The following is a 25,359-nucleotide window of genomic DNA, read 5'->3' on the forward strand; positions in this document are numbered from 1 at the left end:
GGTTCAGGCCACCACGGGCAGCTTCGACACCGTCTCCGCCGGCACTGTCTCCGCTGACACGGTTCAGGCCACCACGGGCAGCTTCGACACCGTCTCCGCTGACACGGTTCAGGCGACCACCGGCAGCTTCGATACCGTACAGGCCAACAATGGCAGCTTCGGTACCGTATCCGCCGATACGGTCCAGGCCACCAACGGTGCGTTCGACAACATCCAGGCGGATAACGGTAACTTCGGTACCGTTCAGGCCAGCTTCGGCAGTTTCGACACGGTCCAGGCGACTACCGGCAATTTCGATGTCGTCGTCTCCCAAACCGTGTCGGCCAATACGGTTCAGGCAAGCACGGGCAGCTTCGGCACCGTGTCGGCCAATACCGTGCAGGCCAATGTCGGCAGCTTCGGCACCGTGTCCGCCGACACGGTTCAGGCCGATGTGGGCAGCTTCAACGACCGCATCGACCTGACGGCGAACCAGGGCATCACCATCGGCGGCGGGTCGATCACCGGCCTGGGCGCCGATGGCGGTAATGGCGACTTCGCCGAAGCCGCCTCTGCCGGTGCGTTCGCCGGAGACGTGACCGCCATGGCCATCGGTAACGGCGCGCAGGCCGTGAGCGAAAATTCCGTCGCTCTCGGCACGGGCGCCGTCGCCAACGGCGCCAACTCGGTTGCCCTGGGCGCCGGATCGGTGGCCAGCGCGCCGAATACGGTGTCGGTGGGCTCGCCCGGCAACGAGCGCCGCATCACCAACGTGGCCCCGGGCGTGGACGGCACCGACGCGGTGAACGTCAACCAGCTCAACGCGGCGATCGCCGAACAGAGCTGGCAGATCCACCGGGTCCGCAAGGAGATGGATGCCGGCGTCGCCGTCGCCATCGCCATGGGCGGCAGCATCATGCCGTCGGATGTCGGCAAGACCACCATCAGCGCCAATTTCGGTACCTATGGCGGCGAGCAGGCCTTCGCCTTCTCGCTCACCCATCTGGTGACCGAGACGAGCTGGGGCAAGGTGTCGGTCAACGGCGCCGTCGGCACCGGCTTCAATGGCTACAGCAAGGTCGGCGGCCGCGTGGGCGTCGGGCTTGAGTTCTAACCCACTACACGTCTAGCGTGTGAGGCGCGGGATCCATTTCTCGGATGCCGCGCCTCCTTCGCAGAGAAAGGTCCGGCGCCATGTCATCAGGTTCTCTCCGACAAGCCGGCTCGCTGTCACCGGACGCGGAAGCAGCCCGGGCCCGGCTCATCGAACTGGGCAACCGTTTCATTCATTCCTCGGATTTCGACAAGGCCACGGATGCCTTCTCCCGCGCCCACGCGCTGAGGCCCGAGGCCATGACCGCCTATGGGCTGGGCCTGGTGCGCGAGAAGACCGGCGAGCCGCGTCTGGCCATCAAGTATTTCCGCCAGGCCCTGACGCTGGATCCCACCTTCCTCCCCGCCAGGGTCAATCTGGGCAATTTGCTGCGCGAGGACGGCGCGCTGGAGGACGCCCTGCACCACCACCTCATCGCCTACGGCCTGTCGCCGCTGCATCGGCTGACGCTGTACAACCTTGGACTGACTCAGATCCACCGTCAGGCGCTGCGTCAGGCATTGCATCTGCTGCGGGAGTGCCGGACCCGCTACCCCGATTTTGCCCTCAACACCACGGCCCTCCAGGAGTTCGGGTCAGAGCGGCCCCCGAAAGCGGCGCCGCGAACGGCGGCGCGGAACTGCCCCGACGCGCTGCGGGCCGCCGAGGATGGACGTACAGAGGAGGCGCTGGCCCTGTTCGAGACGTTCGTCGCGGCGAAACCGGACGCGGCCGAGGCCTGGTCCGATTACGGCGCGTTGCTGCAGCGGGTTGGCCGCACCCAGGATGCGATCGTCGCGCAGGAAACCGCTCTGATGGCATCGCCCTACTTCGCACCGGCGCTGAACAATCTGGGCAGCGCTCTTTGCAGCGCCGGGCGCATGAAGGTCGGCGCCGGCTTCCTGCAGGACGCCATCGTCTACGAGCCGGGCATGCTGCGCGCCTGGACCAATCTCGCCAAGGCCTACAAGGCTCTTGGCGACACCGAACGGGCGCTCGAGGCCCTGCTGGTCGCGACCCTGGTGCCGCAGGCCAACGCGGAAATCTTCGCGGAGTTCGCCGAACAGGCCCGCCAGAGCGGCCGGACCGACCTGGCCATCGATGCCATGAACCGGCTCGAGCAGCGGCGGCCGGACGACTACATGGTGTTCAACAACCGAGGCACCTATCTGCTGGATCGCGGCGACACGGACGCCGCCCTGACGAATTTCGACCGCGCCGCCGCCCTGCGTCCGGATGCGGCGCTGCCCCATTCCAATCGGGGCGCCGTGCTGGAACTGGCCGGTCGCTACGAGGAAGCGCGGACCGCCTATGCCAGCGCGGCCGCCCTGTCCGACGAGATCGGCACGCTGACCCGGCTCGTCCATGTCTCCCAGCATGCCTGTCAATGGGATGGCATCGAGCCCATGTTCGAGCGGCTCGCCGCCGGCATCTCGGCCGGACAGCTGCGCAAGGTCCAGCCCTTCAGCCTGCTCGCCGTTCCCGGCGTCGATGCCGCCATGATGCGCGCCGCCGGGCGCGCATATGGCGACCAGTTCGGCGGCCACACCGTCGCCGCGCCCCACGCGGCCCGTCCTGCCGGGCAGCGCCTGCGGATCGGCTATGTCTCCAGCGATCTTTACGGTCATGCGACCGCATGGCTTCTGGCCGAGGTGCTGGAACGGCACGATACCGCGCGGATCGAGGTCTTCGTCTATTCCTACGGCGCGGTGCCGGAGGACGAGACGCGCGCACGCCTGCGCCGGGCCAGCGAGCACTTCATCGACATCGCCGCCTTGTCCGACGATGCAGCGGCGGAGCGCATCCGGGCCGACGGCATCGACGTGCTGATCGATCTCAAAGGCTATACGCGCGGCGGCCGTCCCGGGATCTTCGCGCGTCGTCCTGCGCCCGTTCAGGTCAACTATCTGGGATTTCCGGGAACGCTGGGGACGGATTTCATGGACTACATCATCGCCGACGCGGTGGTGATCCCGCCGTCGCTGGAGCGCTTCTATGCCGAGACGGTGCTGCGCCTGCCCCACTGCTACCAGCCCAACGACCGCAACCGTCCGCTGCCGCCGCCCGCCCGCCGCGCCGATGTGGGCCTGCCCGAGGACGCGTTCGTGTTCTGCAGCTTCAACAACGCCTACAAGCTGACGCCGGACGTCTTCGACCAGTGGTGCGCCCTGCTGGCCGATGTGCCCGGCAGCGTGCTCTGGGTGCTGTCGGGAAATACCGCCGCCAACGACAATCTGCACCGCGAGGCCGCCGCGCGCGGCATCGACCCGGCCCGGCTGGTGTTCGCCGGGCGCATGGACCTGGCCGGCCATCTGGCCCGTTTCCGCTGCGCCGACCTGTTCCTCGACACCTTCCCCTGCACCGCGCACACCACCGCCAGCGATGCCCTGTGGTGCGGCGTACCCGTCGTCACCCGGCTGGGCGAGACCTTCGCCAGCCGCGTCGCCGCCAGCATCCTGCATGCCGCCGGACTGCCGCAACTGGTCGCCGAGAGCGCCGATGACTATCTCGCCCTCGCCCGCCGCCTCGCCACCGCGCCCGCCGAACTGGCCGCGATCAGGCAGCACCTCGAGCAGGTCCGCATGACCTGCCCCCTCTTCGACAGCAAGACATACACACGGGATCTCGAGGATCTGTACGCCTCCATCGCCGGAGAACCGGCCGCGCGGCGGGCCATCCTTTGAACAGCCCGACCGCCGTGTCACCGGTCTCGGCGGCGCCTCTCGAAGCCGAGGCGCTCAACCTGCTGAACGGCGGCCAGCACGCCCGCGCCCTGCCGCTGCTCCGCGCGCTGCACGCACAGGCGCCGGGCGCGCTGACGGCCTACCGGACGGGTGTTGCCCTGGCCCGGTCCGGCGAGACGGACGAGGCGGCATGGTTCTACCGGCAGGCGCTGATCTTCGATCGCCACATGATAGAGGCCAGGGTCAATCTGGGCAATATCCTGCGGACGGACGGCAACCTCGCCGAGGCCCGTTTTCATCACCTCCTGGCCTATGCCCGCGCGCCACGCCACGCCATCGTGCTCGGCAATCTGGCGGAAACCTTCGCGGCGTCCGACCTGCGGGAAGAAGCACGGTTCATCGCCGCGTTCATGGACGCTCCGCCGCGGCTCGTGATGACGCAAGCCGCCCCCACGCCCGCGGAGCCTGCCTGGCGCCGGGCCGACGCCTGTCACACGGCGCTGGTCTACAACCCGTCGGCGGCCCAGGCATGGCTGGCGCTGGGACGCGCCTATGCCGCCCTGGCGCGTCCCGAAGACGCATGGGATGCCTTCGCCGCCGCCACCGACGCCGGACCGGATCTCGCCGAGGCCTGGAGCGAACTGGAAGTCGCCTCCCGCCGCCTCGGCCGCACCCAGGCGACTCTGGAGGCGCTGGAGCGATTACGGACGCTGTTGCCCGACAACGTTCAGGTCCTGAACAATCTGGGCGGCATGCTGGTGGAGAGCCGCGACTACCACGGCGCGTTGCGGTGGCTTTCGCAGGCCGCGGCGCGCGCGCCGGCCGACGCCATGGTACTGACGAATCTCATGGCGGCCCATACCGGCTTGGGCCAGCACGCCGAGGCGCTGGCGGCCGGGCTTAGGCTCGCCGCGGTGTCGCGGCCCGACGCCGCCTTGACTTCCAAGCTGGCGGTCGCCTCGCAGCACCTGTTCGACTGGTCCGCGCTTCCCGAGCTCCGCCACGCTCTCGACCAGGCCCGCCAGCGCGGCGATACGAGCGCGCACCCGTTTTCGCTGGTCGCACTGCCCGGAGCCGGCCCCGAATACCAGCGCGCCTGCGCCGCCCATTTCGGGCACGGCCGCGCCCAAGGCGTGCCCGCCCTGCCGCGTCCCGCGCCCAGCGCGGCGGGCGGGCCGCTGCGGATCGGCTATGTCAGCGGCGAGTTCCGCGAGCACGCCACCGCCTGGCTGCTCGCCGAGGTGCTGGAGCATCACGACAAGGCCCGCTTTCACGTCACCGGCTTCAGCACCGCCGAGGATGAAACGCCCGGGCCCACCCGCCGGCGGCTGGCACGCGCCTTTTCCGAACTGGTGGATATTTCCAGACAGTCCGACGAGGAAGCGGCCGCGCTGATTCGCGCGCGCGGCATCGACGTGCTGCTCGACCTGAATGGCTATACCGGCACCATGCGCCCGGGGATTTTCGCGCGTCGTCCGGCGTCCGTCCAGGTGAACTATCTGGGATTTCCCGGCACGTTGGGCACGGATTTCATGGACTACATCATCGCCGACGCGGTGGTGATCCCGCCGTCGCTGGAGCGCTTCTATGCCGAGACGGTGCTGCGCCTGCCACACTGCTACCAGCCCAACGACCGCAACCGTCCGCTGCCGCCGCCCGCCCGCCGGGCCGATGTGGGCCTGCCCGAGGACGCGTTCGTGTTCTGCAGCTTCAACAACGCCTACAAGCTGACGCCGGACGTCTTCGACCAGTGGTGCGCCCTGCTGGCCGATGTGCCCGGCAGCGTGCTCTGGGTGCTGTCGGGAAATACCGCCGCCAACGACAATCTGCACCGCGAGGCCGCCGCGCGCGGCATCGACCCGGCCCGGCTGGTGTTCGCCGGGCGCATGGACCTGGCCGGCCATCTGGCCCGTTTCCGCTGCGCCGACCTGTTCCTCGACACCTTCCCCTGCACCGCGCACACCACCGCCAGCGATGCCCTGTGGTGCGGCGTACCCGTCGTCACCCGGCTGGGCGAGACCTTCGCCAGCCGCGTCGCCGCCAGCATCCTGCATGCCGCCGGACTGCCGCAACTGGTCGCCGAGAGCGCCGATGACTATCTCGCCCTCGCCCGCCGCCTCGCCACCGCGCCCGCCGAACTGGCCGCGATCAGGCAGCACCTCGAGCAGGTCCGCATGACCTGCCCCCTCTTCGACAGCAAGACATACACACGAGACCTGGAAGCGCTTTATCGCCGCGTCGCGGGACGCTAGGACTGGATCCATGAAGGCATTTCTCATTCCGATTCTCGCTGCTCTGGTCGCGCTGGGGTCTCCCGCATGGAGCCAGCAAGCCAAGTCCAAGACCGCGCCCGGCTCCCGGCCACACGTGCTGCAGGGTCTCTGGAAGATCTACTGGCTGGACCAGAACAAGCAGACCGAAATGCGGATCGTCGAGGTCTTTCCCGGCAAGGGCACCACCAACCTTGTCGGCGCCATGGCTCTCATGTCCGGCGTGGTCTGCCCGATGACCGGCAGCGTCTCCGACACCATGACGGGCGAAGTCGTGGACGGACTGGAAAAGCGGATCGTCACCACGTCGGCCTTCGTCACCTTGAAGGCCCAATGCCCGGACCGGCAATTATGGGTCGAAGCATTCGGTCTGCCGTCCGGCCCTTACCTGATGAACGGCCGCGCCACCCAGATCGACAAGGCCGATCGCCGCAGCTTCGGCGCGGTGGCGCTGGGCCGCTAGGTAGCCAGCCTAGTTTTCGTCATCGTCGATCAAGCCCAGCCGGCTCGCGATCAGCGCGGCCTGCAGCCGCGTACGCACCCCAAGTCTGTTACAGGCATTGGCCAGATGTTCATCCACCGTATTCCGGGATATCTCGAGTATGGAAGCAATATCCGTGGAACTCTTTCCCTGCGCCACCCATTTTAGGCAGTCTCTCTGACGACCAGTGAGAGATTTCGTGCGAGAATTCTGGCTAGTCACTAAGTACATACCCTTATCCTTTAGATCAAGCCGACTAAATTCGGCCCGCATTGTCAGATCACCGCCGAAATTATTCATCCGGCAGCCCGTTGATTGACGACGCTTAACGCTTCTTTTGTTTCCTCCACCGCAGTCCGACCCCACATCGGCGATCGGGGTTACACGTCCCTTCGCTATATACAAACTACATTTATAAAATTTGAAACACATCGCCTTTGTAAATATTATCAAGGCAATGAGAATGAACAGAGCCAAGAAACCAACAAAACACAACCAAGGGTACGCGTAAAAAGTAGCGCGTTGCCACCCCTAGATTTAGGGGGTGCGATCCAATGATTACAGTAGGTTAGGGTATTTTTGACATGCAATCATCAGTGCCGTGAGGAGATACCCACAGTCACGGACATCTAAACATTGCATCTTGTGACAGCACTAGGTGAGCGCCATCCACAGGGTAAATAGCATCGCCCTCGCGAGGAAGGCGATGCTTGTTCTACGCGCCCTGAGGCACCTGGTTCCCGACTAGTGGGAATAATCGATGACGATCTTGCCGATCACCGTCTGGGAGGTCATGGCCGCGAACGCGTCCTTGGCCTGGTCGAACCCGAAAGTTGCCCCGATCACCGGCTGCATCTGGGCTGTCTCGATGGCCCGGCACATATCCTCGAACCAGTCGCGGTTACCGACCGAGATGCCCTGGATATGGGCGCTCTTGCCCATGATCGAGGCGGTCGGCACCTCGCCCATGCCGCCCGACAGCACGCCGATGACGCCGATGAAACCGCCGATCCGTACCGCCTTGAGGGATTCCACCATGGTGCCGGCGCCGCCGACCTCGACCACGATGTCCGCACCGCCGCCATTGGTGAGCTTCATCACCTCGGAACCCCATTTCGGGGTGGTCTTGTAATTGATCAGGTGGGTGGCGCCGAGCTGCTTGGCCCGCTGCAGCTTGTCATCCGAGGACGAGGTCGCGACCACGCGCGCGCCCGCCATGCGCGCGAACTGCAGCGCGAACATGGACACGCCGCCTGTTCCCTGGACCACCACCAGATCGCCGGCCTTCAGGCGGCCGGTGCAGTTGAGCGTGTTCCAGGCGGTCAGCGCCGCGCAGGGCAAGGTCGCCACTTCCAGGTCGGTCAGATGGGCCGGCACCTTGGAGACGCCGCGCTCGTTCAGGCACATATATTCGGCCAGGCAGCCATCGACGCCGCCGCCCAGCGCGGTCAGCACGTACTCGCCCTTGCGCGGCCCGGACATCCAGTCCTGGAAGAACAGCGGCGCGACCCGGTCGCCCACCTTCACGCGGGTGACGCCCGCACCGATCTCGACCACCTCGCCGCAGCCATCCGACAGCGGCACGATCGGCCGGTTGGTCGGCGCGCCATACTGGTTCTTCACCACGATGGTGTCGCGGTAATTGATGCTGCCGGCCTTCATCTTCAGCAGGACCTGGCCCGGACCCGGCGACGGAATCGGCCGTTCCTCGATCTTCAGATTCTCGTAGCCCGGCTCGTCGGAAATCCAGACCTTCATGGTCGCCATGATCACTCTCCCTGTTGGTGTGCCGCGATCATATCGGCCAAACCGTAAACCGCTACCGCATTGTCGCGCAGGAACGGCGCCCAGAGATGATCGCGCAGCGGCAGGTCGTTCATCTCGCCGAAGACCCGGTCCCAGCCGAGTAGCGGATAGTAACCGGCGAACAGCAGTTTTTCGGGCGCCCGTTTGTTGCAGAACTCGATGACATCGCGCGGATAGTATTTCGGCGCGAAGGCCGAGGTGGAATAGAACAGGTTCGGCCATTTCAGCAGCAGCTTGCAGCACAGCGCCGTCCACGGCTCGCCGCCATGGCGCATGACGATCTTCAGTTCGGGAAAGAACCAGGCGATCTCGTCGAGCAGGCCCGGGTGCTGGAACTTGTACGGCACGCGCGGCCCGGGCACGCCGACGAACACGTTGATCGGCAGGTCCAGCTCGATGCACTTGGCATAGACCGGGTACCATTTCTTGTCGTCCAGCGCGGCGGGCGGGTTGATGAAGCCGGGCGCCACGGTGACCGATTTCACGTTGCGGTGAAGCGCCGCCATGCACCCGATGGCGCGGACCGCCTCCATGCCCCGGTTGCAGTCGATCCACACCTCGCCGATGAACCGGTCCGGCCAGCGCTCGAACAGGGCCAGCGCCGGCTCGGGATTGTCGGGATCGACCCGGATCTGCGCGATCGCCACATTGTGAGCGTCCATGGCCTCGATGACACGCGCCGGGTCCTTCGCCTCGTCCTTGCGCCCGCCGCCATCCCCGAACAGGTAATCGACCGGATTACCCGTCGCGGGCTGTCCCTTGACCGGCGAGGCGAGCCGGTTGCTCCACACGCCGGGCTCGCCCAGCGGCAAGGACACCATCAGATCGATGGCCGGTATCGTCGGTGGTCTCGGTATGGCGGCATCTCCCCTGTTGAAGGGATGCTAGCCACTGGTCCGGGCGCCGACAAGCATGGCCCGGGCTGCTAGTCCTTCAGCATGTTCATGGCGGCCTGGCGCTCGCCGGGCTTCAGCTTCAGGAACAGGGTGCGCGCCTTCTTGATGTCGGCGGCCGCGCCGCTTTCCGAGGCGGTGCGCAGCGCCACCACGGTGGGATGGGCGGCGCTGAGGATGAAGGTCAGCGCCTTGGCCAGGCGGCCCATGGCGACCTGGTCGATGGCTGTGTCGGTCATGCTGCGCTCTCGTCTTGTCCCCGGTGATCTCCGGGTTCTACCCTATTTGCCGATCATCATGGCGGCGATTCTTTCCAGCCCGGCGCCGAAGGGCGGGCGCAGCGCGCCGCCCAGATTGAAGCGCGACTGGCGCAGCACCGACTTGGCGTGGCTGAAGGTGCGGAAACCCGCCTCGCCATGATAGGCGCCGATACCGCTGGGGCCGACGCCGCCAAAAGGCAGTTCCTCGACCGCCACATGCAGGATGGTGTCGTTCACGGTCATGCCGCCGGCCGTGGTGCGCGCGATCACGCGCCGCTGCGCCGCCTTGTCGTCGCTGAAGTGATAGAGCGCCAGCGGCCGGTCGTGGGCGTTGATGTAGTCGATGGCCTCGTCCAGCGCGCCATAGGTCTTCACCGGCAGCACCGGGCCGAAGATTTCCTCCTGCATCACCTTCATGTCGTCTGTCACGTCCAGGATGAGGGTCGGGGCGATCTTGCGCTGGTTGCCCAGATCCTCGCCGCCCGGATTGATCGGCTCGATCCGCGCGCCTCGCGCGCGTGCATCCTCGATCAGCCCGTTGATCCGCTCGAAATGCCGGTCCGCGACGATCGAGGTATAGTCCGGGTTAGCGGCCAGCGTCGGGTACATGCCGCTGATCCGCGACGACAGCGCACGGGCAAAGGCATCGGCCTTGCCCTCCGGGACGAACACATAGTCCGGCGCGATGCAGGTCTGGCCGGCATTCAGCATCTTGCCCAGCGCGATGGAGCCCGCGGCCCTGTCGAGATCGTAGTCCTCGCCGATGATGACCGGCGACTTGCCGCCCAGCTCCAGCGTCACCGGCACCAGGTTCTCGGCGGCGGCCATCATGACCCGCCGGCCCGTCGCGGTGGAGCCGGTGAACATCAGATGATCGAATTTCTGGCGGCTGAATTCGGCGGCCACGTCCGGCCCGCCCTCGATCACCGCGACCTGCTCCTCGCTGAACACCTCGCCCAGCATGCGGGCCATCAGCGCCGACGCCCCCGGCGTGAACTCGGATGGCTTGAGCATCACCCGGTTGCCCGCCGCCAGCGCCTGTCCCAGCGGCACCAGCGCCAGCTGGAACGGATAATTCCACGGCGCCATGATGCCGATCACGCCCAGGGGCTGGTAATGCACCGCCGCCGAGGCGAAGGGATGCTGCAGCCGGCTGAGCGGCCGCCGCGCCGGCCGCATCCAGGAGGCGAGGTGCTTTTTCGCGTGTTTGAGCGACATCACCGTGGCCATGGTCTCGGCCAACAGGGTCTCGTGTCGGCTGCGGTTGCCGAAATCCTCGCTCAGCACCTCGCCCATGTCGCGCTGATACTTGCGCACCTGGCCTTCCAACGCCGACAGATGCGCCTTGCGCTCGGCCAGCGTCGGCGGCCCATCGCGCAGGAAGGCGCGCCGCTGGATGCCAAGGATCTCGTCGATGGATCGCCCGCTCATGCATAGCCTCCATTGGAATGGCGCGCATTCTACGCTGTGTTACCGATAAGTAAATTGCTGCTGTTCCGGATCGGTGCTCGACGCCATTCCCCACGGCGGCGCGGCGGGCTAGGGTGCGGCGACGCAACGAGGGAGAATCCAATGATTGAAATGCTGATCCGTTTGAAAGTGGCCGAAGGCAAGGTGGAGGAATTCGAGGCGCTGGTGGCCGGGCTGGTCGCCGACATCTATGCCAACGAGCCCGATCCCAAGCTCTACGCCGTCCGCAAGGTCGCGGGCGCGCCGCGCACCTATGTCTATTTCATCTCCTTCACGGACAAGGACGCCTATGACCGCTACGTCAACGCGCCCTATCACAAGCAGGTCGCGCCGCCGATCATGGCCTGCCTCGATGGTGATCCCGTCTATGAGACGCTCGAAGGGTTCTACTGATCCGGACCACGGCCGCGCCCTCGGGCGCATCAGGCTGGCGCACACCGTCATCTGGGCGGTGTTCGCCGGCGCGATCCTGCTGATCCCCGTCGCGGTCGCGTCAGGCCGTCTGGGTCTTGCCGCATGTCTCAGCGCGCTCGTCTGGATCGAGGTCGCCGTGCTGGCCGCGAACGGCATGCGCTGCCCGCTGACCGGCATCGCGGCGCGCTACACCGAGGATAGGTCCGACAATTTCGACATCATCCTCCCGCTCTGGCTGGCGCGTCACAACAAGACGCTGTTCGGCACGCTCTTCGCGGCAGACCAGGCCTATCTACTCTGGGACCTGGTGTCGCGCGGCGCTTGAATTGTTCCCGTAATGTTCTATCATGGCCGCAGGTATTTCGGCGAATGGTATGGTCCATGCAGGTTTGGTCGGTCGGCATTGAAGGCTATCGCAGCATCCGGCGGCTTAACTTTCCCCTGAAGCGGCTGAACGTGTTCATCGGCGAGAACGGCGTCGGCAAGACCAACCTCTATCGCGGCCTGCAACTGGTTCAGGCGGCGGCGCTGGGCACGCTGACCCGCGAGCTGGCCATGGAAGGCGGCATGGAAAGCGCCCTCTGGGCCGGCCCGCGCAAGAAGAACGACAAGGCGCGGATCAGGCTTCATGCCGATGTAGGCGCCCTGACATCCGACTACGCCTACCGTGTCGAGGCCGGGCTTGTGCAGCAGGCCGGCGGCACGACCATCGGCGCAGGGTTCCTGCGCGAACCGCAGGTGAAGGAGGAGGAACTGATCTTCCTTGGCGGACGGCGTGCCGAAACCCTCCTGGTTCGACGCGGACCCGCCGGCTATGCACGCGACGAGAGCGGCGTGCGAGTCGATCTGGACAACGACCTCCTGCCCAGCGAGACCGCGCTCGCTAGCCTGAAGGATCCCGGCCGGTATCCCGACCTGCATGTGGTGCGCGCCGCCATGACGGACTGGCGCTTCTACCACTCATTCCGGACAGACCCGCAATCGCCGCTGCGCCATCCGTGTCTGGCTGTCACCTCGCCGACCATGTCGTCCGACGGATCGGACCTGGCGGCGGTCTTCGCGACCTTGGCGCATATCAGGCAGGATACGGCCGATCTGGATAGGGCGATCGCCGATGCCTTTCCGGGTGCCAGGCTGTGGGCCCGAACACCGGGCCGCACCGCCTCGTTCGGCATGGTCTATGAAGAATTTCCCAAGCGGGTGTTCGATGCGTCCGAGCTTTCGGACGGCACGCTGCGGTTCCTGGCGCTGGCGGGCGCGCTGCTGGGCTACCGGCTGCCGGCGCTGGTGGCGCTGAACGAGCCCGAGACCAGCCTGCATCCGGACCTGCTGCCGGCGCTGGGACGGCTGATCGCCAAGGCGGCCGAACGGACGCAGGTATGGGTGGTCACCCATTCCCAGATCCTCGCCGACACGCTGGAGGACGCCACCGGCGTCCAGCCGCGCCGGGTCTACAAACAGGACGGCGAGACCCTGATCGAGGGCATCTCCTCCCTGGGCGAGGTGGACGACGACGACGGTTGAGTGCCATCATGCGCCTCTGCAAGAGGAGAACCGCTCATGGCACGCGTCCAGGTCACCCAGAAATCCGCGCCCTTTCAGGTCGCGGTGAAAGCCGGCAAATACAGCCTGACCGCCGATGAACCGGCCGCGCTGGGCGGCGGCGGCACCGGTCCCGCGCCCTATGACCTGCTGCTGGGCAGTCTGGGCGCCTGCACCGCCATCACCCTGCGCATGTACGCCGAACGCAAGGGCTGGGCGCTGGACGGGGTCACCATCGACCTCGCCCACCGCAAGGAGGACAAGCGCTCGAAGATCGAGCGGCGGCTGCATCTGTTCGGCGCTCTGGACGATGAGCAGCGCGCGCGGCTGGCGGATATCGCCGAACGCACGCCGGTCACCCTGACCCTGAAGGACGGCGCGGACATCGACACCATCCTGTCGCCCGCGGAAGAGACACCCGCCGTGCTCGACGACCGGCTGGATCAGGCGCTGGACGAAAGCTTTCCGGCCAGCGACCCGCCGGCCGTGTCGCCGCGCGTCGACTGATCAGCGGCCGCCGGCCACTTCCAGCCATTGGCCCGTCGTCCATTCGGCGGCGGGCGAGGCAAAGAACACGGCCGCGGCCGCCACGTCCGACGGCTGGCCGATCCGGCCCAGCGGAATTTCGGCGTCCGCGTAGGCCTGGGCCGAGGCTTGGTCCATGCCGAGGGATTCGGTCAGCAGATCGGTGTAGATCTCACCCGGCGCGATGCAGTTCACGGTGATGCGGCGCGGCGCCAGTTCCACCGCCAGCGTGCGGCCCATGGCGATGATGCCCGCGTTCCCCGCGCCATAGCAGCCGAAGCCCGGATAGGGATGGGTCGCGGCGATGGACACGATGTTGACGATGCGCCCGCCATCGCGCATGCGCCTCGCCGCTTCCTGCGAGCCCTGGAACTTGTGACGCATGTTCAGATTGATCTGCTCGTCCCATTTCTCGAGCGTGATCTCGTCCAGCGTGTAGCCGCGCCGGTCCGTGTTGCCGCCCGCATTGTTCACCATGATGTCGAGATGCCCGAAATGCTCGATCACCGCATCGAGCGCCGCCGGAATGGCCGCACCGTCCATGACGTCGCCGGTCAGCGCCAGGCCACGGCGCCCGAGCGCCCCGATTTCGAGCGCGACGGCGTCCACATCCGCCTGCCGGCGCGCCAGCACGGCGACGTCGGCGCCGCATTCGGCCAGCGCCAGCGCGATGCCGCGGCCGATCCCGCGCCCGCCGCCGGTGACCAGCGCGACCTTGCCGTCGAGCCGGAACCGTTCATGCATGTTCATGGCGACTGCCCCCTCTTCTCTCGATCATTAGAGACGCCGCCGAGACCCCTTCAGCCCCGGTTGAAGCGCCAGTACAGCGGATGCCGCGGGTTCAGCCGGCCCCGGTCGTTCAGCCCGGCGACGAATCCCGAAACCGTATCGGCGGGCGCCGTGTCGGTATAGCGGAAATCGCAGATCAGCACCCGGCGGGCCACGCGCCATTCGCCGCCGCGCCGCTCGAACACATCCAGATAGCGGCCGCCGATGAACTGGGCTTCCATGTCGCCGGTCACGTTGGGCTGGGTGCTGCCGCCGAGGAAATAGCACTCGGCGTTGGCGCTGTCCGGCCCGGTCAGGCTGACGGTCTGGCCCGAGATCGCGTGCCAGGGACGGCAGCCGGACGACCGGCTGATGTCGACCAGCACCTTCACGAACTCGTCGCCCCGGCCGACGAAGAAGCCGTAATCCACGTCGGCGTCCGGCCAGAACACTTCGGCCAGCAGCGACTCGTCGTCCCAGTCCAGCGCGCGGCCATAGCGCAATTGCTGGTCGCGGATGGCCTGAATGGCGTCCAGTTCGGCGAGGCGTCTGGCCATCGCTTCCATGTCGAAGGTCGTCGTCGCGCTCATCGGTCTCCCCTTCGTTGAGCGGCGCGCCGGAAACACGCCTTCCGGCGTTCCATCGTTCTCCCCACTTGGATAGGATGTCCCGAGTTGGGGAGCGGGAGAAGCATTAAATGAGTCCTTTGAAGCTGAGCGTCATCATCACCAGCCAGGACTGGGCCACGCCGCATCTGGAGGAGATCGACGCCACCGCGCTGCACGGGCTCTACGTCGCCGATCACCCGTCTTTCCCCGTCACCGAATCCTGGACATGGCTGGCCTACGCGGCGGCCAGGACCCGCCGGATCAGGCTGGGCACCCATGTCACGGGCGCGCCCTTCTATCATCCGACGCGGCTCGCCAAGCAGGTGGCCAGCGTCGACGCCCTGTCGAACGGGCGCGCCGTGCTGGGTATCGGCACCGCCTACGAGGTGCAGGACTTCATGCCCTACGGCTTTCCCATGGCCGGATTCCGCGACCGGGTCGAGTATCTGGAGGAAAGCCTGGTCATCATCAAGCAGCTGTTCACGGGCCGGATCGACGGCTTCCGGGGCCGCTTCCATACCTATGAGGGCGAGGCGGATTTCGCGCCGGTGCCGGTCAACGGGTCGGTGCCGATCTGGATCGGCCTGAACAAGGCGGGCCTTGCCCTGCAGGTCGCCGCGCGGCACGCCGACGCCATCAACACCTGGCAGCTGTCGCCCGACCAGGTGCGCGAGATCGCCGGGCCGCTGGCCGAGGCGGTGGAGAAGGCCGGCCGCACGGCGGGCGACGTGGCGATCACCTGCGACGTGGTCATGGCGCGCGGCGCCGACACCAAGGGCGCCGAGGACCTCGCCCACCGCATCCGCGACATGGCGCGCGGCTGGGGCCGCAAGGACTCGGTCACCGACTGGGGCGTCGGCGGCGTGCTGCACGGCGACGGCGACGCCATGCTGGAGCAGCTCCAGCGCTTCGCCGACGCCGGCTGCAGCGAGGTCACGGTCTCGGCCTCCAGCATCGAGGACGTGCGCTGGGTCGACGAGAACGTGGCGCGGCGGCTGGCGTGAGCTCGCTGCTCTACTTCGCCTATGGCCGCAACATGCACCCGGCGATCATGGCCCAGCGCTGTCCGGCCGCCGGCTTCGTGGGACCGTCGGCGCTGCCCGGACACCGGCTGCTGATCAACACGCGCGGCGTCAGCACCATCGTGCCCGAGGCGGGACAGATCGTGCATGGCGTGCTGTGGCGCCTGACGCCCGCCTGCGAGGCCGCGCTGGACGAGATCGAGGGCGTGGCGCGCGGCGTCTACCACCGGGAGATGGTGCGGCCATCCGGAGCGGCGGCGGCGGCGATGGCCTATGTGGCGAGCGATATCGCCCCCGCCCTGCCCCGCGAAGGCTATCTGGAATCGCTGGAAGAGGCGGCGGCCCATCACGGCTTCCCCGAGCCCTACCGGCTCTATCTGGCGGGATTGCGCCGTCCCTGATCGAAGACGGTTTCGCGGCGCGCCCGCCGGCGCTAGATTGCCGCCCGCGCAACACGAGGAACACGCCATGAAAGCCCGCATCAAGTGGATCGAGGACCGCAATTTCCTGGGCCAGTCCGACACCGGCCACGCCGTGGTCATGGGCAGCATGGGCGGCAAGACCGGCGTCGCCATCGCGCCGACCCCCATGGAGATGATCCTGATGGGTCTGGGCGGCTGCACCTCCTATGACGTGGTGCACATCCTCGAGCGCGGCCGCGAATCCATCATCGACTGCGCCGTCGAGATCGAAGCGGAGCGGGCGGCGGAAGACCCGAAGATCTTCACCCGCATCCACCTGCATTTCCTGCTGACCGGCAAGGCCCTCAACCCCGCCAAGGTGGAACGCGCCATCGCCCTGTCGGCGGAGAAGTACTGCTCGGCCTCGGCCATGCTCGCCAAGGCGGCCGACATCACCCACGATTTCGAGATCGTCGAGGGCTAGCCTGTTACCGGTCGGTAGCCTTCTACCGGCGGCTTCGGCATACTGACGCCCGGGGAACGATGAACCGGGGACGCTCATGCACGCCGAAACCCTCGATTATGCCGCCATCGCCGATCCGCGCACCTGGGGCGACGCGCCCCTTCTGCACGCCCTGCTGGACGACATGCGCCGCAACGCGCCCGTGGCCTGGGTCGAGCCGCCCGGCTTCCGGCCGTTCTGGGCCGTCTCGCGCCATGCCGACATCATGGAGGTCGAGCGGCAGAACGAGCGCTTCCTCAACGGGCCGCGCGCCGTGCTCCAGAGCATCGAGCAGGAAGACGCCGTCCGCGCCTTCACCGGCGGCAGCCATCTCCTGCTGCGCACCCTGATCCATATGGACAATCCCGACCACCGGGTATTCCGCGCCCTCACCCAGGAATGGTTCCAGCCGCGCAGCCTCAAGCGCCTGCAGGACGGCATCGCCGACCTGGCGCGCCGCACGGTGGACAGGATGGCGGCACGGGACGGCGCGTGCGATTTCGTCGGCGAGGTCGCCGTCTGGTATCCGCTGCACGTCATCATGATGATCCTCGGCGCGCCCGAATCCGACGAACCGCGCATGCTTAAGCTGACCCAGGAGCTGTTCGGCCCGCAGGACCCGGACATGCAGCGGCAGAAATCGGCGGCCGACATGGGCACGGTGCAGGACTTCTTCGCCTATTTCACCGCGATGACCGAGGAGCGCCGCGCCGATCCCAGGGACGATGTGGCGACCGTGATCGCCAACGCCCGGATCGACGGCAAGCCCATCGGACATCTCGAGGCCATGTCCTACTACATCATCGTCGCGACGGCGGGTCACGACACCACCAGCGCCTCGACCTCGGGCGGCATGCTGGCCCTCATCCGCAACCCGGAACAGCTGGCCAGGCTCCAGGCGGATCCGGCGCTGATCCCGTCGGCGGTCGACGAGATGATTCGCTGGACGACACCGGTGAAGCACTTCATGCGCACCGCCACCGAGGATTACGTACTGGGCGGCCAGACCATCCGGGCCGGTGACGCGCTGATGCTGCTCTATCACGCGGCGAACCGGGACGAGGCGGTGTTCGAGGACCCGCTGTCCTTCCGCGTCGACCGGTCGCCCAACCGCCATATCGCCTTCGGCTACGGTCCGCATCTGTGCCTGGGCCAATATCTGGCAAAGATGGAAATGCGCGCCCTGTTCGCCGAATTGCTGCCCCGGCTGGAGTCGATCGAACTGGCGGGCGAGCCCGCCTTCGTGCAATCCAGCTTCGTCAGCGGCCTGAAACGCCTCCCGGTGCGGTACCGCATGCGCTCATCAGTTTAGAATTATTCTAAATATTCTTGACGGCACCCCAGTTGCGGCATAAATTGATAATCGTTCGCAACAGAGTGACCGCCATGACCCGCGACCTGATGAAGACCGCCACCTTCGCCGTGCTGCACTTCGCCGTCGGCTTCACCGTGACCTACGCCTTCACCGGCTCGGTCGCCATCGCGACCGGTGTCGCCCTGGTCGAGCCCGCGATCAACACAGTGGTGTTCTTCTTCCACGAGCGCGCCTGGCGCCGCGCCGACGCGGCCCAAGCGCACGGCTGGAAGGACATGCTGCGCCAGCAGGCCTGCCACTAGGCGGATTGATCGCCGTCAATGCCGCCCTCGGCCCTCTCGGTTTTCATCCCCGGATCAACCAACGGGGAGAGTTCACCATGTCCATGGTCGAGGATATCGGCGGCGTCGAGGGACTGCACAAGGCATCCGACGCGTTCTTCAGCCACGCCCGGGCGCATCCCGCCGTCCGCGCCTATTTCGAGGCGGTCGACGGCCCGAGCCTGCGGGCCGGCATCGAGGAAGCCCTGAAGCTGCACCTGGACTTCGCCTCCGATCAGGTGCCCGAGGCCATGGCCCGCGCCCATCAGGCGCTGGTCGGCAAGGGCCTGTCAGACAAGGAATTCGACGCGATCTATGATCTCTACCACGAGACGCTGAGCGACGTGGGCGTGCCCGGCGGCATGCTCTACGGCTTTCTCGAGGCGTTCGAGGATTTGCGCGGCGCGCTGGTGGCGCACTAGCCCAGCTTGCGGCTCGCCACCGGATAGACCCGCTCCTTGCCGATCATCCAGGCATGGAACGGCCCGGCCAGCAGGAAGGCGAAAGCGCGGTCCAGCACGTCGAGCCCGCCCGTATACGCCCCGAAGGACGGCAGGATGAGGCGGCTGCCATCGGTGACGAAGCAGCGGCGGCGCAGCCCGCGCCCACGTACGGTCACCTTCGCCGCCGGATGCAGATGACCGGCGACCTCGCCCGGCTGCGTGCCCGGCTGCGGCAGGTGGCGGAAGGTCAGCGGCCCGCAGGCCAGCGTGCCCGCGACCCAGCCGCCCAGATCCTCCGGCGGCTTGGGATCGTGATTGCCTTCGATCCAGTACCATTCATGGGCCGATGTCAGCGCCCTGATTTGCGCGACCTCGCTGGCGGCGAGGCGCCCGGCGGCCTGCATGTCGTGAAAGCTGTCGCCCAGCGCGATCACGGTCTTGGGCCTGTAATAGGCGCAGGCCTGCTCCAGCCGCGCCAGGGTTTCCCGCGTGTCATAGGGCGGCAGCAGCACGCCGCGCCGCGCCGCGAAGGCCGAGCCCTTTTCGAAATGCAGGTCGGCGACGACCAGCAGCCGCTCCTCGGGCCACCACGCCGCGCCGGAGCGGTCGAAGACCAGGGCCGCGCCATTGACCGAGGCGGTCGCCATCTCGTCCGTTGCCGCCTCAGCCATTCAGGATCTCCATGAACTCGTCCGAGACCTCGGACAACAAATCTTCATTCGCCGCGTCGCCGATGGTTTCCCGGCCGATCTCCATCATCAGCGGCACCGCCAGCGGCGAGATGCGGTCCAGCACCTTGTGCAGGATCCTGCCCTCCGGCCGCACCCGTTCCAGCAATTGTCGCATGCGCGCCAGATCGAGCAGACCGGACGAGACATCCTCGCGGGTCGCCTGCAGCAATATATGGTCGGGCTCGTGCCGCCCCAACACCTCGTAGATCAGATCCGAGTTCACCATCATCTGCCGGCCGGTCTTTTCGTGGCCCGGATGACGCCGGTCGATCAGCCCCGCGATGGTGGCGCAGGTGCGGAACGTGCGCTTGAGCAGATTGGAATCGGCCATCCAGGCATCGAGCCCGTCGCCCACGCCCTCGTCGGAAAACAGGCCGTGCATGTCGGCGCGCGACATGTCGCGCAGCGCCCAGACCGTCAGCGCGTAATCATTGGCCATGAAGCCGAGCGGCCGGTAGCCCGCCCGTTCGAGCCGCTGGGTCAGCAGCATCCCCAGCGTCTGATGCGCCAGCCGGCCTTCGAACGGATAGCAGGCCAGGTAATGCTTGCCGCCGCGCGGGAAGGTCTCGACCAGCATCTGCTGCGGCCCGGGAATGCAGGATTTGGCCTGCTGCAACTCCAGCCACCAGCTGACCTGTCCGGGCAAGGCGCGCCACTGCGCCGGATCGGCGAGAAGCGCCCTGACCCGCGCGGCGAGGAAGGTGGACAGCGGGAACTTGCCGCCCTGATAGGACGGCACCATGGGCTCCTTTTCGTCGGTGCGCGAGGCATAGGCCTCGTTCTCGGCCATCCCCTCGAAACGCCAGACCATGCCGCCGAACAGGAAGGTATCGCCGGGCCGCAGCTGCTCGATGAACCATTCCTCGACCTCGCCGATATGGCCGCCCGCGCGGCCCACCGGCTTGCCCGCCACGTGCGTGACCTGCGCGGCGAGGCCGGACTTGCGCGTCTTGCCGCCGCGCCGGATCGAGCGCAGCTTGATCATGGGCGCCTCGACGATGGTGCCCACGTTCAGACGGTATTGTTGCGCCGCCTTGCGCGAGGCGATGGTGTAACGGCCGTCCTGCAGCTTCTCGAGCTTGTGATACTGCTCGTAGCGGCGCAGCGCATAGCCGCCGGTCGCGGCGAAATCCACCACCCGCGCAACCGTGTCCCGGTCCAGATGGGCATAGGGCGCCGCCGCCGTGATTTCCTCGAACAGCGTGTCCATGTCGACGGGCTCGGCGCAGGCGCGGCCGACCACATGCTGGGCCAGCACGTCGAGGCCGCCGGGCCGCGGCAAATCGCCGTCCTGGATGCCCTCCATGATCGCCTGCCGCGCGGCAACGCATTCCAGCACCTCGAACCGGTTGGTCGGCACGAACAGCGCCTGGGACGGCTCGTCGAGCCGGTGATTGGACCGGCCGATGCGCTGCATCATGCGCGACGAGCCCTTGGGCGCGCCGAGCTGGATCACCAGATCGATGGCGCCCCAGTCGACGCCCAGCTCCAGCGTCGAGGTACACACCACGGCCCGCAGCTTCCCCAGGGTCATGGCCTGCTCGACCCGGCGGCGCTGTTCCGCCGACAGCGAGCCGTGATGCAGCGCGATCGGCAGATTCTCGTCGTTTAGCTGCCACAGCGCCTGGAACGACGCTTCCGCCTGCGAGCGGGTATTGACGAACAGCAGCGCCGAGCGCACGGCCTTGATGGCGCCCATGATGTCGGCCATGGCGTAGGTGCCCCGGTGCCCGGCCCACGGAATGCGCTCGCGCGTGCGCAAAATCGCCACGTCAGGCGGCGCGCCGGCATCGGCGATCACCAGATCGGCCATCCGCTCGTGCCCCTGGAACTGGGGTACCAGATAGCGCCGCAACCGGCCCGGATCGGCGACGGTGGCCGACAGGCCGACCCGCCTGGCCTGCGGCGCGAGACTGGCCAGCCGGCCGAGGCCTAGCGCCAGCAGGTCGCCGCGCTTGGTGTTCTCGATGGCGTGCAATTCGTCGAGCACGATGGTGCGCAGGCCGCCGAACATGTCGGCCGCATCCTTGTGCGACAGCAGCAGGGCGAGCTGCTCCGGCGTGGTCAGCAGGATATCGGGCGGGTCGCGCCGCTGGCGCTGGCGCTTTTCGGCCGGCGTGTCCCCCGTGCGGGTTTCGACGCGCACCGCCAGCTTCATCTCCCGCGCCGGCGCCTCCAGATTGCGCGCGATGTCCACGGCCAGGGCCTTGAGCGGAGAGATGTAAAGGGTGTGGAGGCCGCGCCGCCGATCGGCCGGCGCGATCATCTGCTCGGCGTGCAACTCGATCAGGCTGGGCAGGAAGCCGGCAAGGGTCTTGCCCGCGCCCGTCGGCGCAACCAACAGCGCCGAGCGCCCGGCCCGCGCCAGATCGAGCAACTCCTGCTGATGCCGCCGGATCGCCCAGCCACGCACGGCGAACCAGTCGGCGAAGACCGGTGGCAGCGTGATGGGAAGCGGAGGCGAATCCATGTTGTCAATCTAACCGAAAGGAACATAATGGGAACAATAAGAATCTGGGTCCCGATGGCAAAGAGTGTCAGTCGGGCGACACGGTCTCTTGAACTTTATACAGTACGTAATACATAATGGACGCGTTTCGGTGATCAGGAGTTTCAGGGACAAGCAGAGCGAGGCGGTCCACAGGGGCGAATTTGTCGCGAGATTTCAGGCTATCCAAAAGGTTGCTCTCCGCAAACTGGACATGATCAACGCCGCCAGGGAACTGCAGGATCTTGTCGCACCGCCAAATAATCGCCTTGAGGCGCTGAAAGGCGACAGGGCCGGTCAGCACAGTATCCGTATCAACGACCAGTACCGTATCTGTTTTGAATGGCGGGAAGACGGCCCGCACAACGTCGAGATCATCGACTATCACTGAGAGCCGACATGCGCGTCACGACACCACCAGGTGAAGTCCTCAAGGAAGAATTCATGGAGCCGCTAGGGCTGTCGGCCAACATGCTGGCGCGGCGGCTCGACGTTCCCCCCAATCGCATCACGGCGATCATCAATGGCACGAGGTCGGTGACATCGGACACGGCGCTGCGGCTGGCACGGGCGTTCGGCACCACGCCCGAGTTCTGGCTCAACCTGCAGATGGCGCATGATCTGTCGGCGGCCCGGGCCGCGGCCGAAGAAACCATTCGGCAGCGGGTGCGCCCGTTCGCGGAGCAAATGACGCGCTAGACGCGTTACAGGGCGATGACATCCTTCACCGACATTCTCTGCCCGACGCCGCAGGGCCTGTACTGCCCGCCGGGCGATTTCTTCATCGACCCCACGCGGCCCTCGCCGCGCGCGGTCGTCACCCATGGCCATTCGGACCATGCCCGCGCCGGGCACGGATCGGTGCTCGCCACCGCCGAGACGCTGGCGATCATGGGCGCGCGCTATGGCGAGGCCTTCACGCCGGCGCGCCAGGCGGCCCGCTACGGCGAAAAGCACAGGATCGGCGACGCCACCGTCTGGCTGTCGCCCGCCGGGCACGTGCTCGGTAGCGCCCAGGCCGTCATCGAGGCCCATGGCCGGCGCATCGTCGTCTCGGGCGACTACAAGCGGCGCCCCGACCCCACCTGCGCGCCGTTCGAGCCGGTGCCGTGCGACGTGTTCGTGACCGAAGCGACCTTCGGCCTGCCCGTGTTCCGCCATCCGGACGACGGCAAGGAGGTGGCCAAGGTGCTGCACACGCTGGAGCTGTTCCCCGAGCGCTGCGTGCTGGTCGGCGCCTATGCGCTGGGCAAGGCGCAGCGGATCATCGCCCTGTTCCGGCGCGCCGGGCACGACGCGCCGATCTATCTGCACGGTGCGCTGGAGAAGCTGTGCGGCCTGTACACCAGCCTGGGCGTCGAGCTGGGCGATCTGCGCCTCGCCAAGGATGCCGACAAGGTCGAGCTGATGGGCCGCATCGTCATGGCGCCGCCCTCGGCGCTGGGCGACCGCTGGAGCCGCCGCCTGCCCGAGCCGGTCACCGCCTTCGCCAGCGGCTGGATGCGCGTGCGCGCCCGGGCCCGGCAGGGCGGGATCGAGCTGCCGCTGGTCATTTCGGACCATGCCGACTGGGACGAGCTGACCGCCACGCTGACCGAGCTGTCGCCGCAGGAGGTCTGGGTCACCCATGGCCGCGAGGACGCGCTGGTGCACTGGGCCGGGCTGAACGGCCTGAAGGCCAAGCCGCTGCACCTGGCCGGCTATGACGAGGAGGGCGGCGAAGGCCCCGAGGGTGACGGCCTGAAGCCGCCGGAGGCCGCGTGAACCGGTTCGCCGAGCTGCTCGACCGCCTGTCCTACACGCCGGGGCGCAACGACAAGCTGGCGCTGATCGTCGATTATTTCCGCCACGTGCCCGACCCGGACCGGGGCTATGCGCTGGCCGCCATGACCGGCGCGCTAAGCTTCCGGCACGCCAAGCCAGCGCTGATCCGCGGACTGATCGAGGAACGGACCGATCCCGCGCTGTTCCGCTGGTCCTATGATTACGTGGGCGACATGGCCGAGACCGTCGCCCTGATGTGGCCTGTGCGCCGCGGCGTCAACCGGGTGCCGGACCTGTCGGAAATCGTCGAGGAACTGGACAGCACCTCCAAGGCGGACATGCCGGGCCGCATCGCCGGCTGGCTCGACGGGCTCGACGAGACCGGGCGATGGGCGCTGCTGAAACTGATCACCGGCGCCATGCGCATCGGCGTGTCCGCCCGGCTGGCCAAGCAGGCGCTGGCCCAGTACGGCAGTCTGGACATCGCCGAGGTCGAGGAAGTCTGGCACGGGCTGACACCGCCCTATCTGGACCTGTTCGCTTGGTCCGATGGTCTTGCGGAACGGCCCGAGCATGGCGCGCTGGCGCCGTTCCGGCCGGTCATGCTGTCCCATCCGGTCGAGGAAGCGGATTTCGCCAAAATGAACCCGGCCGAATTCCGCGCCGAGTGGAAATGGGACGGCATCCGTGTCCAGGCGGTGTCTGATGGCGGCGTGAAACGGCTCTACAGCCGCACCGGCGAGGACATCTCCGGCGCCTTCCCCGACCTGATCGAGGCCATGGAGTTCGATGCCGCCATCGACGGCGAATTGCTGGTGATCCGCGACGGCACCGTCGCGCCCTTCGCCGACCTGCAGAAGCGGCTGAACCGCAAGACCGTCACCAAAAAGCAGCTCGCCGAATTTCCCGCCGGCCTGCGGGTCTACGATCTGCTGGTGGAGGATGGCGAGGATCTGCGCCCCCTGTCCTTCGACGAGCGCCGCGCCCGGCTGGAAGACTGGGTGGCGCGGCAAGCGAATGCCCACATCACCCTGTCGCCGCTGATCCCGTTCGCCGCCTTCGAGGACCTGGCGGAGCTGCGCGGCCATGTGGACGCCGAGAGCGTCGAGGGCGTGATGCTGAAACGGGGCGACAGTCCCTATCTGGCGGGACGGCCGAAGGGCCCTTGGTGGAAATGGAAGCGCGACCCGTTCCTGGTGGACGCGGTGCTGCTCTATGCCCAGCGCGGCCATGGCCGCCGCTCGTCCTTCTATTCCGACTACACGTTCGGGGTCTGGAAGGACGGCGCGCTGGTGCCTGTCGGCAAGGCCTATTTCGGCTTCACCGACGAGGAACTGAAGCAGCTGGACAAGTTCGTGCGCGACCACACGGTCAATACCTTCGGCCCGGTCCGCGAGGTCAGCCACGAGGCGGACAAGGGCCTGGTGCTGGAAGTGGCGTTCGAAGGCCTGCAACGCTCGCCGCGCCACAAATCCGGCATCGCCATGCGCTTCCCGCGCATCAACCGCATCCGCTGGGACAAGCCCCCGCGCGAGGCCGACGAGATCGCCGCGCTGGAAAAGATGCTGGCCTAGCGGCGC

The 25,359-nt window shown here is 67.1% G+C and carries 26 protein-coding genes and 1 pseudogene; 18 read left to right on the forward strand and 9 right to left on the reverse strand.

Annotation, left to right across the window (positions count from 1 at the left end):
* From WJU17_RS10955 to WJU17_RS10970, 4 genes are all read left to right on the forward strand, one after another.
* Window positions 1-1,093 (forward strand): YadA-like family protein (locus WJU17_RS10955; protein ID WP_346327437.1); only part of this gene is annotated, 1,093 nt, incomplete at its 5' end.
* Window positions 1,094-1,173: 80 nt separating this feature from the next.
* On the forward strand, window positions 1,174-3,756 hold the full coding sequence (locus WJU17_RS10960; RefSeq protein WP_346327438.1) for a tetratricopeptide repeat protein: 2,583 nt from the start codon (window positions 1,174-1,176) through the stop codon (window positions 3,754-3,756).
* Window positions 3,753-6,008, forward strand: coding sequence for a glycosyltransferase (locus tag WJU17_RS10965; protein WP_346327439.1), 2,256 nt, complete (start codon window positions 3,753-3,755; stop codon window positions 6,006-6,008). Before WJU17_RS10960 ends, WJU17_RS10965 begins: the two co-directional genes overlap by 4 nt.
* 10 nt (window positions 6,009-6,018) lie before the next feature.
* Window positions 6,019-6,489: a hypothetical protein gene (locus WJU17_RS10970; protein WP_346327440.1), complete on the forward strand. Its 471-nt coding sequence runs from the start codon at window positions 6,019-6,021 to the stop codon at window positions 6,487-6,489.
* Between the two features lie 9 nt (window positions 6,490-6,498).
* Here WJU17_RS10970 and WJU17_RS10975 read toward each other — a convergent pair whose 3' ends face one another.
* The 5 genes from WJU17_RS10975 to WJU17_RS10995 all read right to left on the reverse strand — a co-directional run bounded on the left by WJU17_RS10975 (window position 6,499) and on the right by WJU17_RS10995 (window position 10,897).
* Window positions 6,499-6,939 carry a helix-turn-helix transcriptional regulator gene (locus tag WJU17_RS10975; protein ID WP_346328937.1) on the reverse strand — a complete coding sequence of 147 codons (441 nt, stop codon included), beginning with the start codon at window positions 6,937-6,939 and terminating at the stop codon, window positions 6,499-6,501.
* Between the two features lie 312 nt (window positions 6,940-7,251).
* Complete coding sequence (locus tag WJU17_RS10980) at window positions 7,252-8,274, reverse strand: NAD(P)-dependent alcohol dehydrogenase (RefSeq protein WP_346327441.1); 1,023 nt, start codon at window positions 8,272-8,274, stop codon at window positions 7,252-7,254.
* A 2-nt stretch (window positions 8,275-8,276) separates the two neighbouring features.
* Complete coding sequence (locus WJU17_RS10985) at window positions 8,277-9,134, reverse strand: amidohydrolase family protein (RefSeq protein ID WP_346327442.1); 858 nt, start codon at window positions 9,132-9,134, stop codon at window positions 8,277-8,279.
* 104 nt (window positions 9,135-9,238) lie between these two features.
* Window positions 9,239-9,445: a hypothetical protein gene (locus WJU17_RS10990; RefSeq protein ID WP_346327443.1), complete on the reverse strand. Its 207-nt coding sequence runs from the start codon at window positions 9,443-9,445 to the stop codon at window positions 9,239-9,241.
* Window positions 9,446-9,487: 42 nt separating this feature from the next.
* Entirely contained in the window at window positions 9,488-10,897 is a 1,410-nt protein-coding gene (locus tag WJU17_RS10995; RefSeq protein ID WP_346327444.1) for a coniferyl aldehyde dehydrogenase, read from the reverse strand.
* A 141-nt stretch (window positions 10,898-11,038) separates the two neighbouring features.
* Between WJU17_RS10995 and WJU17_RS11000 the strand changes: the two genes are divergently transcribed.
* The 4 genes and pseudogenes from WJU17_RS11000 to WJU17_RS11015 form a co-directional block, all read left to right on the forward strand.
* Entirely contained in the window at window positions 11,039-11,329 is a 291-nt protein-coding gene (locus tag WJU17_RS11000; protein ID WP_346327445.1) for an antibiotic biosynthesis monooxygenase, read from the forward strand.
* Window positions 11,304-11,675 (forward strand): hypothetical protein, encoded by a 372-nt coding sequence (locus WJU17_RS11005; protein ID WP_346327446.1) that lies wholly within the window; start codon window positions 11,304-11,306, stop codon window positions 11,673-11,675. The genes WJU17_RS11000 and WJU17_RS11005 overlap by 26 nt, the downstream gene beginning before the upstream one ends.
* Window positions 11,676-11,731: 56 nt before the next feature.
* Complete coding sequence (locus tag WJU17_RS11010) at window positions 11,732-12,874, forward strand: AAA family ATPase (RefSeq protein WP_346327447.1); 1,143 nt, start codon at window positions 11,732-11,734, stop codon at window positions 12,872-12,874.
* 36 nt (window positions 12,875-12,910) lie between these two features.
* Window positions 12,911-13,294 (forward strand): annotated as a pseudogene (locus WJU17_RS11015) (OsmC family protein); the annotation flags it as partial.
* 105 nt (window positions 13,295-13,399) lie between these two features.
* On the opposite strand, the gene WJU17_RS11020 reads toward WJU17_RS11015, so the two are convergent.
* Together WJU17_RS11020 and WJU17_RS11025 are read right to left on the reverse strand one after the other, a co-directional pair.
* Window positions 13,400-14,167, reverse strand: coding sequence for a glucose 1-dehydrogenase (locus tag WJU17_RS11020; RefSeq protein ID WP_346327448.1), 768 nt, complete (start codon window positions 14,165-14,167; stop codon window positions 13,400-13,402).
* Between the two features lie 50 nt (window positions 14,168-14,217).
* The gene (locus WJU17_RS11025; RefSeq protein ID WP_346327449.1) at window positions 14,218-14,775 is read right to left on the reverse strand and encodes a nuclear transport factor 2 family protein; all 558 of its coding nucleotides are present in this window, start codon (window positions 14,773-14,775) and stop codon (window positions 14,218-14,220) included.
* A 107-nt stretch (window positions 14,776-14,882) separates the two neighbouring features.
* On the opposite strand from WJU17_RS11025, the gene WJU17_RS11030 reads away from it, so the two are divergent.
* The 6 genes from WJU17_RS11030 (at window position 14,883) to WJU17_RS11055 (ending at window position 18,775) form a co-directional block, all read left to right on the forward strand.
* Window positions 14,883-15,797, forward strand: a complete 915-nt coding sequence (locus WJU17_RS11030) for an LLM class flavin-dependent oxidoreductase (protein ID WP_346327450.1) — start codon at window positions 14,883-14,885, stop codon at window positions 15,795-15,797.
* The gene (locus WJU17_RS11035) at window positions 15,794-16,216 is read left to right on the forward strand and encodes a gamma-glutamylcyclotransferase family protein (protein WP_346327451.1); all 423 of its coding nucleotides are present in this window, start codon (window positions 15,794-15,796) and stop codon (window positions 16,214-16,216) included. The genes WJU17_RS11030 and WJU17_RS11035 overlap by 4 nt, the downstream gene beginning before the upstream one ends.
* A gap of 67 nt (window positions 16,217-16,283) precedes the next feature.
* Entirely contained in the window at window positions 16,284-16,700 is a 417-nt protein-coding gene (locus tag WJU17_RS11040; protein WP_346327452.1) for an OsmC family protein, read from the forward strand.
* A 76-nt stretch (window positions 16,701-16,776) separates the two neighbouring features.
* Window positions 16,777-18,030 carry a cytochrome P450 gene (locus WJU17_RS11045; protein WP_346327453.1) on the forward strand — a complete coding sequence of 418 codons (1,254 nt, stop codon included), beginning with the start codon at window positions 16,777-16,779 and terminating at the stop codon, window positions 18,028-18,030.
* Between the two features lie 86 nt (window positions 18,031-18,116).
* Window positions 18,117-18,335: a DUF2061 domain-containing protein gene (locus tag WJU17_RS11050; protein ID WP_346328938.1), complete on the forward strand. Its 219-nt coding sequence runs from the start codon at window positions 18,117-18,119 to the stop codon at window positions 18,333-18,335.
* Between the two features lie 77 nt (window positions 18,336-18,412).
* A complete protein-coding gene (locus WJU17_RS11055; RefSeq protein ID WP_346327454.1) occupies window positions 18,413-18,775 on the forward strand; it encodes a hypothetical protein in 363 nt (120 codons plus the stop codon).
* Here the strand turns inward: WJU17_RS11055 and pdeM are convergent.
* Together pdeM and WJU17_RS11065 are read right to left on the reverse strand one after the other, a co-directional pair.
* Window positions 18,772-19,467, reverse strand: a complete 696-nt coding sequence (pdeM, locus tag WJU17_RS11060) for a ligase-associated DNA damage response endonuclease PdeM (RefSeq protein ID WP_346327455.1) — start codon at window positions 19,465-19,467, stop codon at window positions 18,772-18,774. The genes WJU17_RS11055 and pdeM overlap by 4 nt on opposite strands.
* The gene (locus WJU17_RS11065; protein ID WP_346327456.1) at window positions 19,460-21,997 is read right to left on the reverse strand and encodes a ligase-associated DNA damage response DEXH box helicase; all 2,538 of its coding nucleotides are present in this window, start codon (window positions 21,995-21,997) and stop codon (window positions 19,460-19,462) included. The genes pdeM and WJU17_RS11065 overlap by 8 nt, the downstream gene beginning before the upstream one ends.
* 130 nt (window positions 21,998-22,127) lie before the next feature.
* On the opposite strand from WJU17_RS11065, the gene WJU17_RS11070 reads away from it, so the two are divergent.
* Genes WJU17_RS11070 through WJU17_RS11085 form a run of 4 tightly spaced genes read left to right on the forward strand, consistent with a single transcriptional unit; the run spans window position 22,128 to window position 25,353 of the window.
* On the forward strand, window positions 22,128-22,406 hold the full coding sequence (locus WJU17_RS11070; RefSeq protein WP_346327457.1) for a type II toxin-antitoxin system RelE/ParE family toxin: 279 nt from the start codon (window positions 22,128-22,130) through the stop codon (window positions 22,404-22,406).
* A gap of 8 nt (window positions 22,407-22,414) precedes the next feature.
* Entirely contained in the window at window positions 22,415-22,714 is a 300-nt protein-coding gene (locus WJU17_RS11075) for a HigA family addiction module antitoxin (protein WP_346327458.1), read from the forward strand.
* Between the two features lie 15 nt (window positions 22,715-22,729).
* Window positions 22,730-23,779: a ligase-associated DNA damage response exonuclease gene (locus WJU17_RS11080; RefSeq protein WP_346327459.1), complete on the forward strand. Its 1,050-nt coding sequence runs from the start codon at window positions 22,730-22,732 to the stop codon at window positions 23,777-23,779.
* Window positions 23,776-25,353 (forward strand): cisplatin damage response ATP-dependent DNA ligase, encoded by a 1,578-nt coding sequence (locus WJU17_RS11085; RefSeq protein WP_346327460.1) that lies wholly within the window; start codon window positions 23,776-23,778, stop codon window positions 25,351-25,353. Before WJU17_RS11080 ends, WJU17_RS11085 begins: the two co-directional genes overlap by 4 nt.
* Window positions 25,354-25,359: the final 6 nt, after the last annotated feature.

The organism is Iodidimonas sp. SYSU 1G8, assembly GCF_039655775.1.
In the GTDB taxonomy this organism is placed as follows: domain Bacteria; phylum Pseudomonadota; class Alphaproteobacteria; order SMXS01; family SMXS01; genus RI-34.

Bases quoted from the DNA above. Each gene is read 5' to 3' on its own strand.
- WJU17_RS11080 (WP_346327459.1), top strand. From the start codon at position 22,730: ATGACATCCTTCACCGACATTCTCTGCCCGACGCCGCAGGGCCTGTAC.
- WJU17_RS10985 (WP_346327442.1), bottom strand. From the start codon at position 9,134: ATGGTGTCCTTGCCGCTGGGCGAGCCCGGCGTGTGGAGCAACCGGCTC.
- WJU17_RS10960 (WP_346327438.1), top strand. From the start codon at position 1,174: ATGTCATCAGGTTCTCTCCGACAAGCCGGCTCGCTGTCACCGGACGCG.
- WJU17_RS11020 (WP_346327448.1), bottom strand. From the start codon at position 14,167: ATGAACATGCATGAACGGTTCCGGCTCGACGGCAAGGTCGCGCTGGTC.
- WJU17_RS10975 (WP_346328937.1), bottom strand. From the start codon at position 6,939: ATGTGTTTCAAATTTTATAAATGTAGTTTGTATATAGCGAAGGGACGT.
- pdeM (WP_346327455.1), bottom strand. From the start codon at position 19,467: ATGGCTGAGGCGGCAACGGACGAGATGGCGACCGCCTCGGTCAATGGC.
- WJU17_RS11010 (WP_346327447.1), top strand. From the start codon at position 11,732: ATGCAGGTTTGGTCGGTCGGCATTGAAGGCTATCGCAGCATCCGGCGG.
- WJU17_RS10970 (WP_346327440.1), top strand. From the start codon at position 6,019: ATGAAGGCATTTCTCATTCCGATTCTCGCTGCTCTGGTCGCGCTGGGG.
- WJU17_RS11030 (WP_346327450.1), top strand. From the start codon at position 14,883: ATGAGTCCTTTGAAGCTGAGCGTCATCATCACCAGCCAGGACTGGGCC.
- WJU17_RS10990 (WP_346327443.1), bottom strand. From the start codon at position 9,445: ATGACCGACACAGCCATCGACCAGGTCGCCATGGGCCGCCTGGCCAAG.
- WJU17_RS11025 (WP_346327449.1), bottom strand. From the start codon at position 14,775: ATGAGCGCGACGACGACCTTCGACATGGAAGCGATGGCCAGACGCCTC.
- WJU17_RS11055 (WP_346327454.1), top strand. From the start codon at position 18,413: ATGTCCATGGTCGAGGATATCGGCGGCGTCGAGGGACTGCACAAGGCA.
- WJU17_RS11040 (WP_346327452.1), top strand. From the start codon at position 16,284: ATGAAAGCCCGCATCAAGTGGATCGAGGACCGCAATTTCCTGGGCCAG.
- WJU17_RS11065 (WP_346327456.1), bottom strand. From the start codon at position 21,997: ATGGATTCGCCTCCGCTTCCCATCACGCTGCCACCGGTCTTCGCCGAC.
- WJU17_RS10980 (WP_346327441.1), bottom strand. From the start codon at position 8,274: ATGGCGACCATGAAGGTCTGGATTTCCGACGAGCCGGGCTACGAGAAT.
- WJU17_RS10995 (WP_346327444.1), bottom strand. From the start codon at position 10,897: ATGAGCGGGCGATCCATCGACGAGATCCTTGGCATCCAGCGGCGCGCC.
- WJU17_RS11000 (WP_346327445.1), top strand. From the start codon at position 11,039: ATGATTGAAATGCTGATCCGTTTGAAAGTGGCCGAAGGCAAGGTGGAG.
- WJU17_RS11045 (WP_346327453.1), top strand. From the start codon at position 16,777: ATGCACGCCGAAACCCTCGATTATGCCGCCATCGCCGATCCGCGCACC.
- WJU17_RS11075 (WP_346327458.1), top strand. From the start codon at position 22,415: ATGCGCGTCACGACACCACCAGGTGAAGTCCTCAAGGAAGAATTCATG.
- WJU17_RS11005 (WP_346327446.1), top strand. From the start codon at position 11,304: ATGAGACGCTCGAAGGGTTCTACTGATCCGGACCACGGCCGCGCCCTC.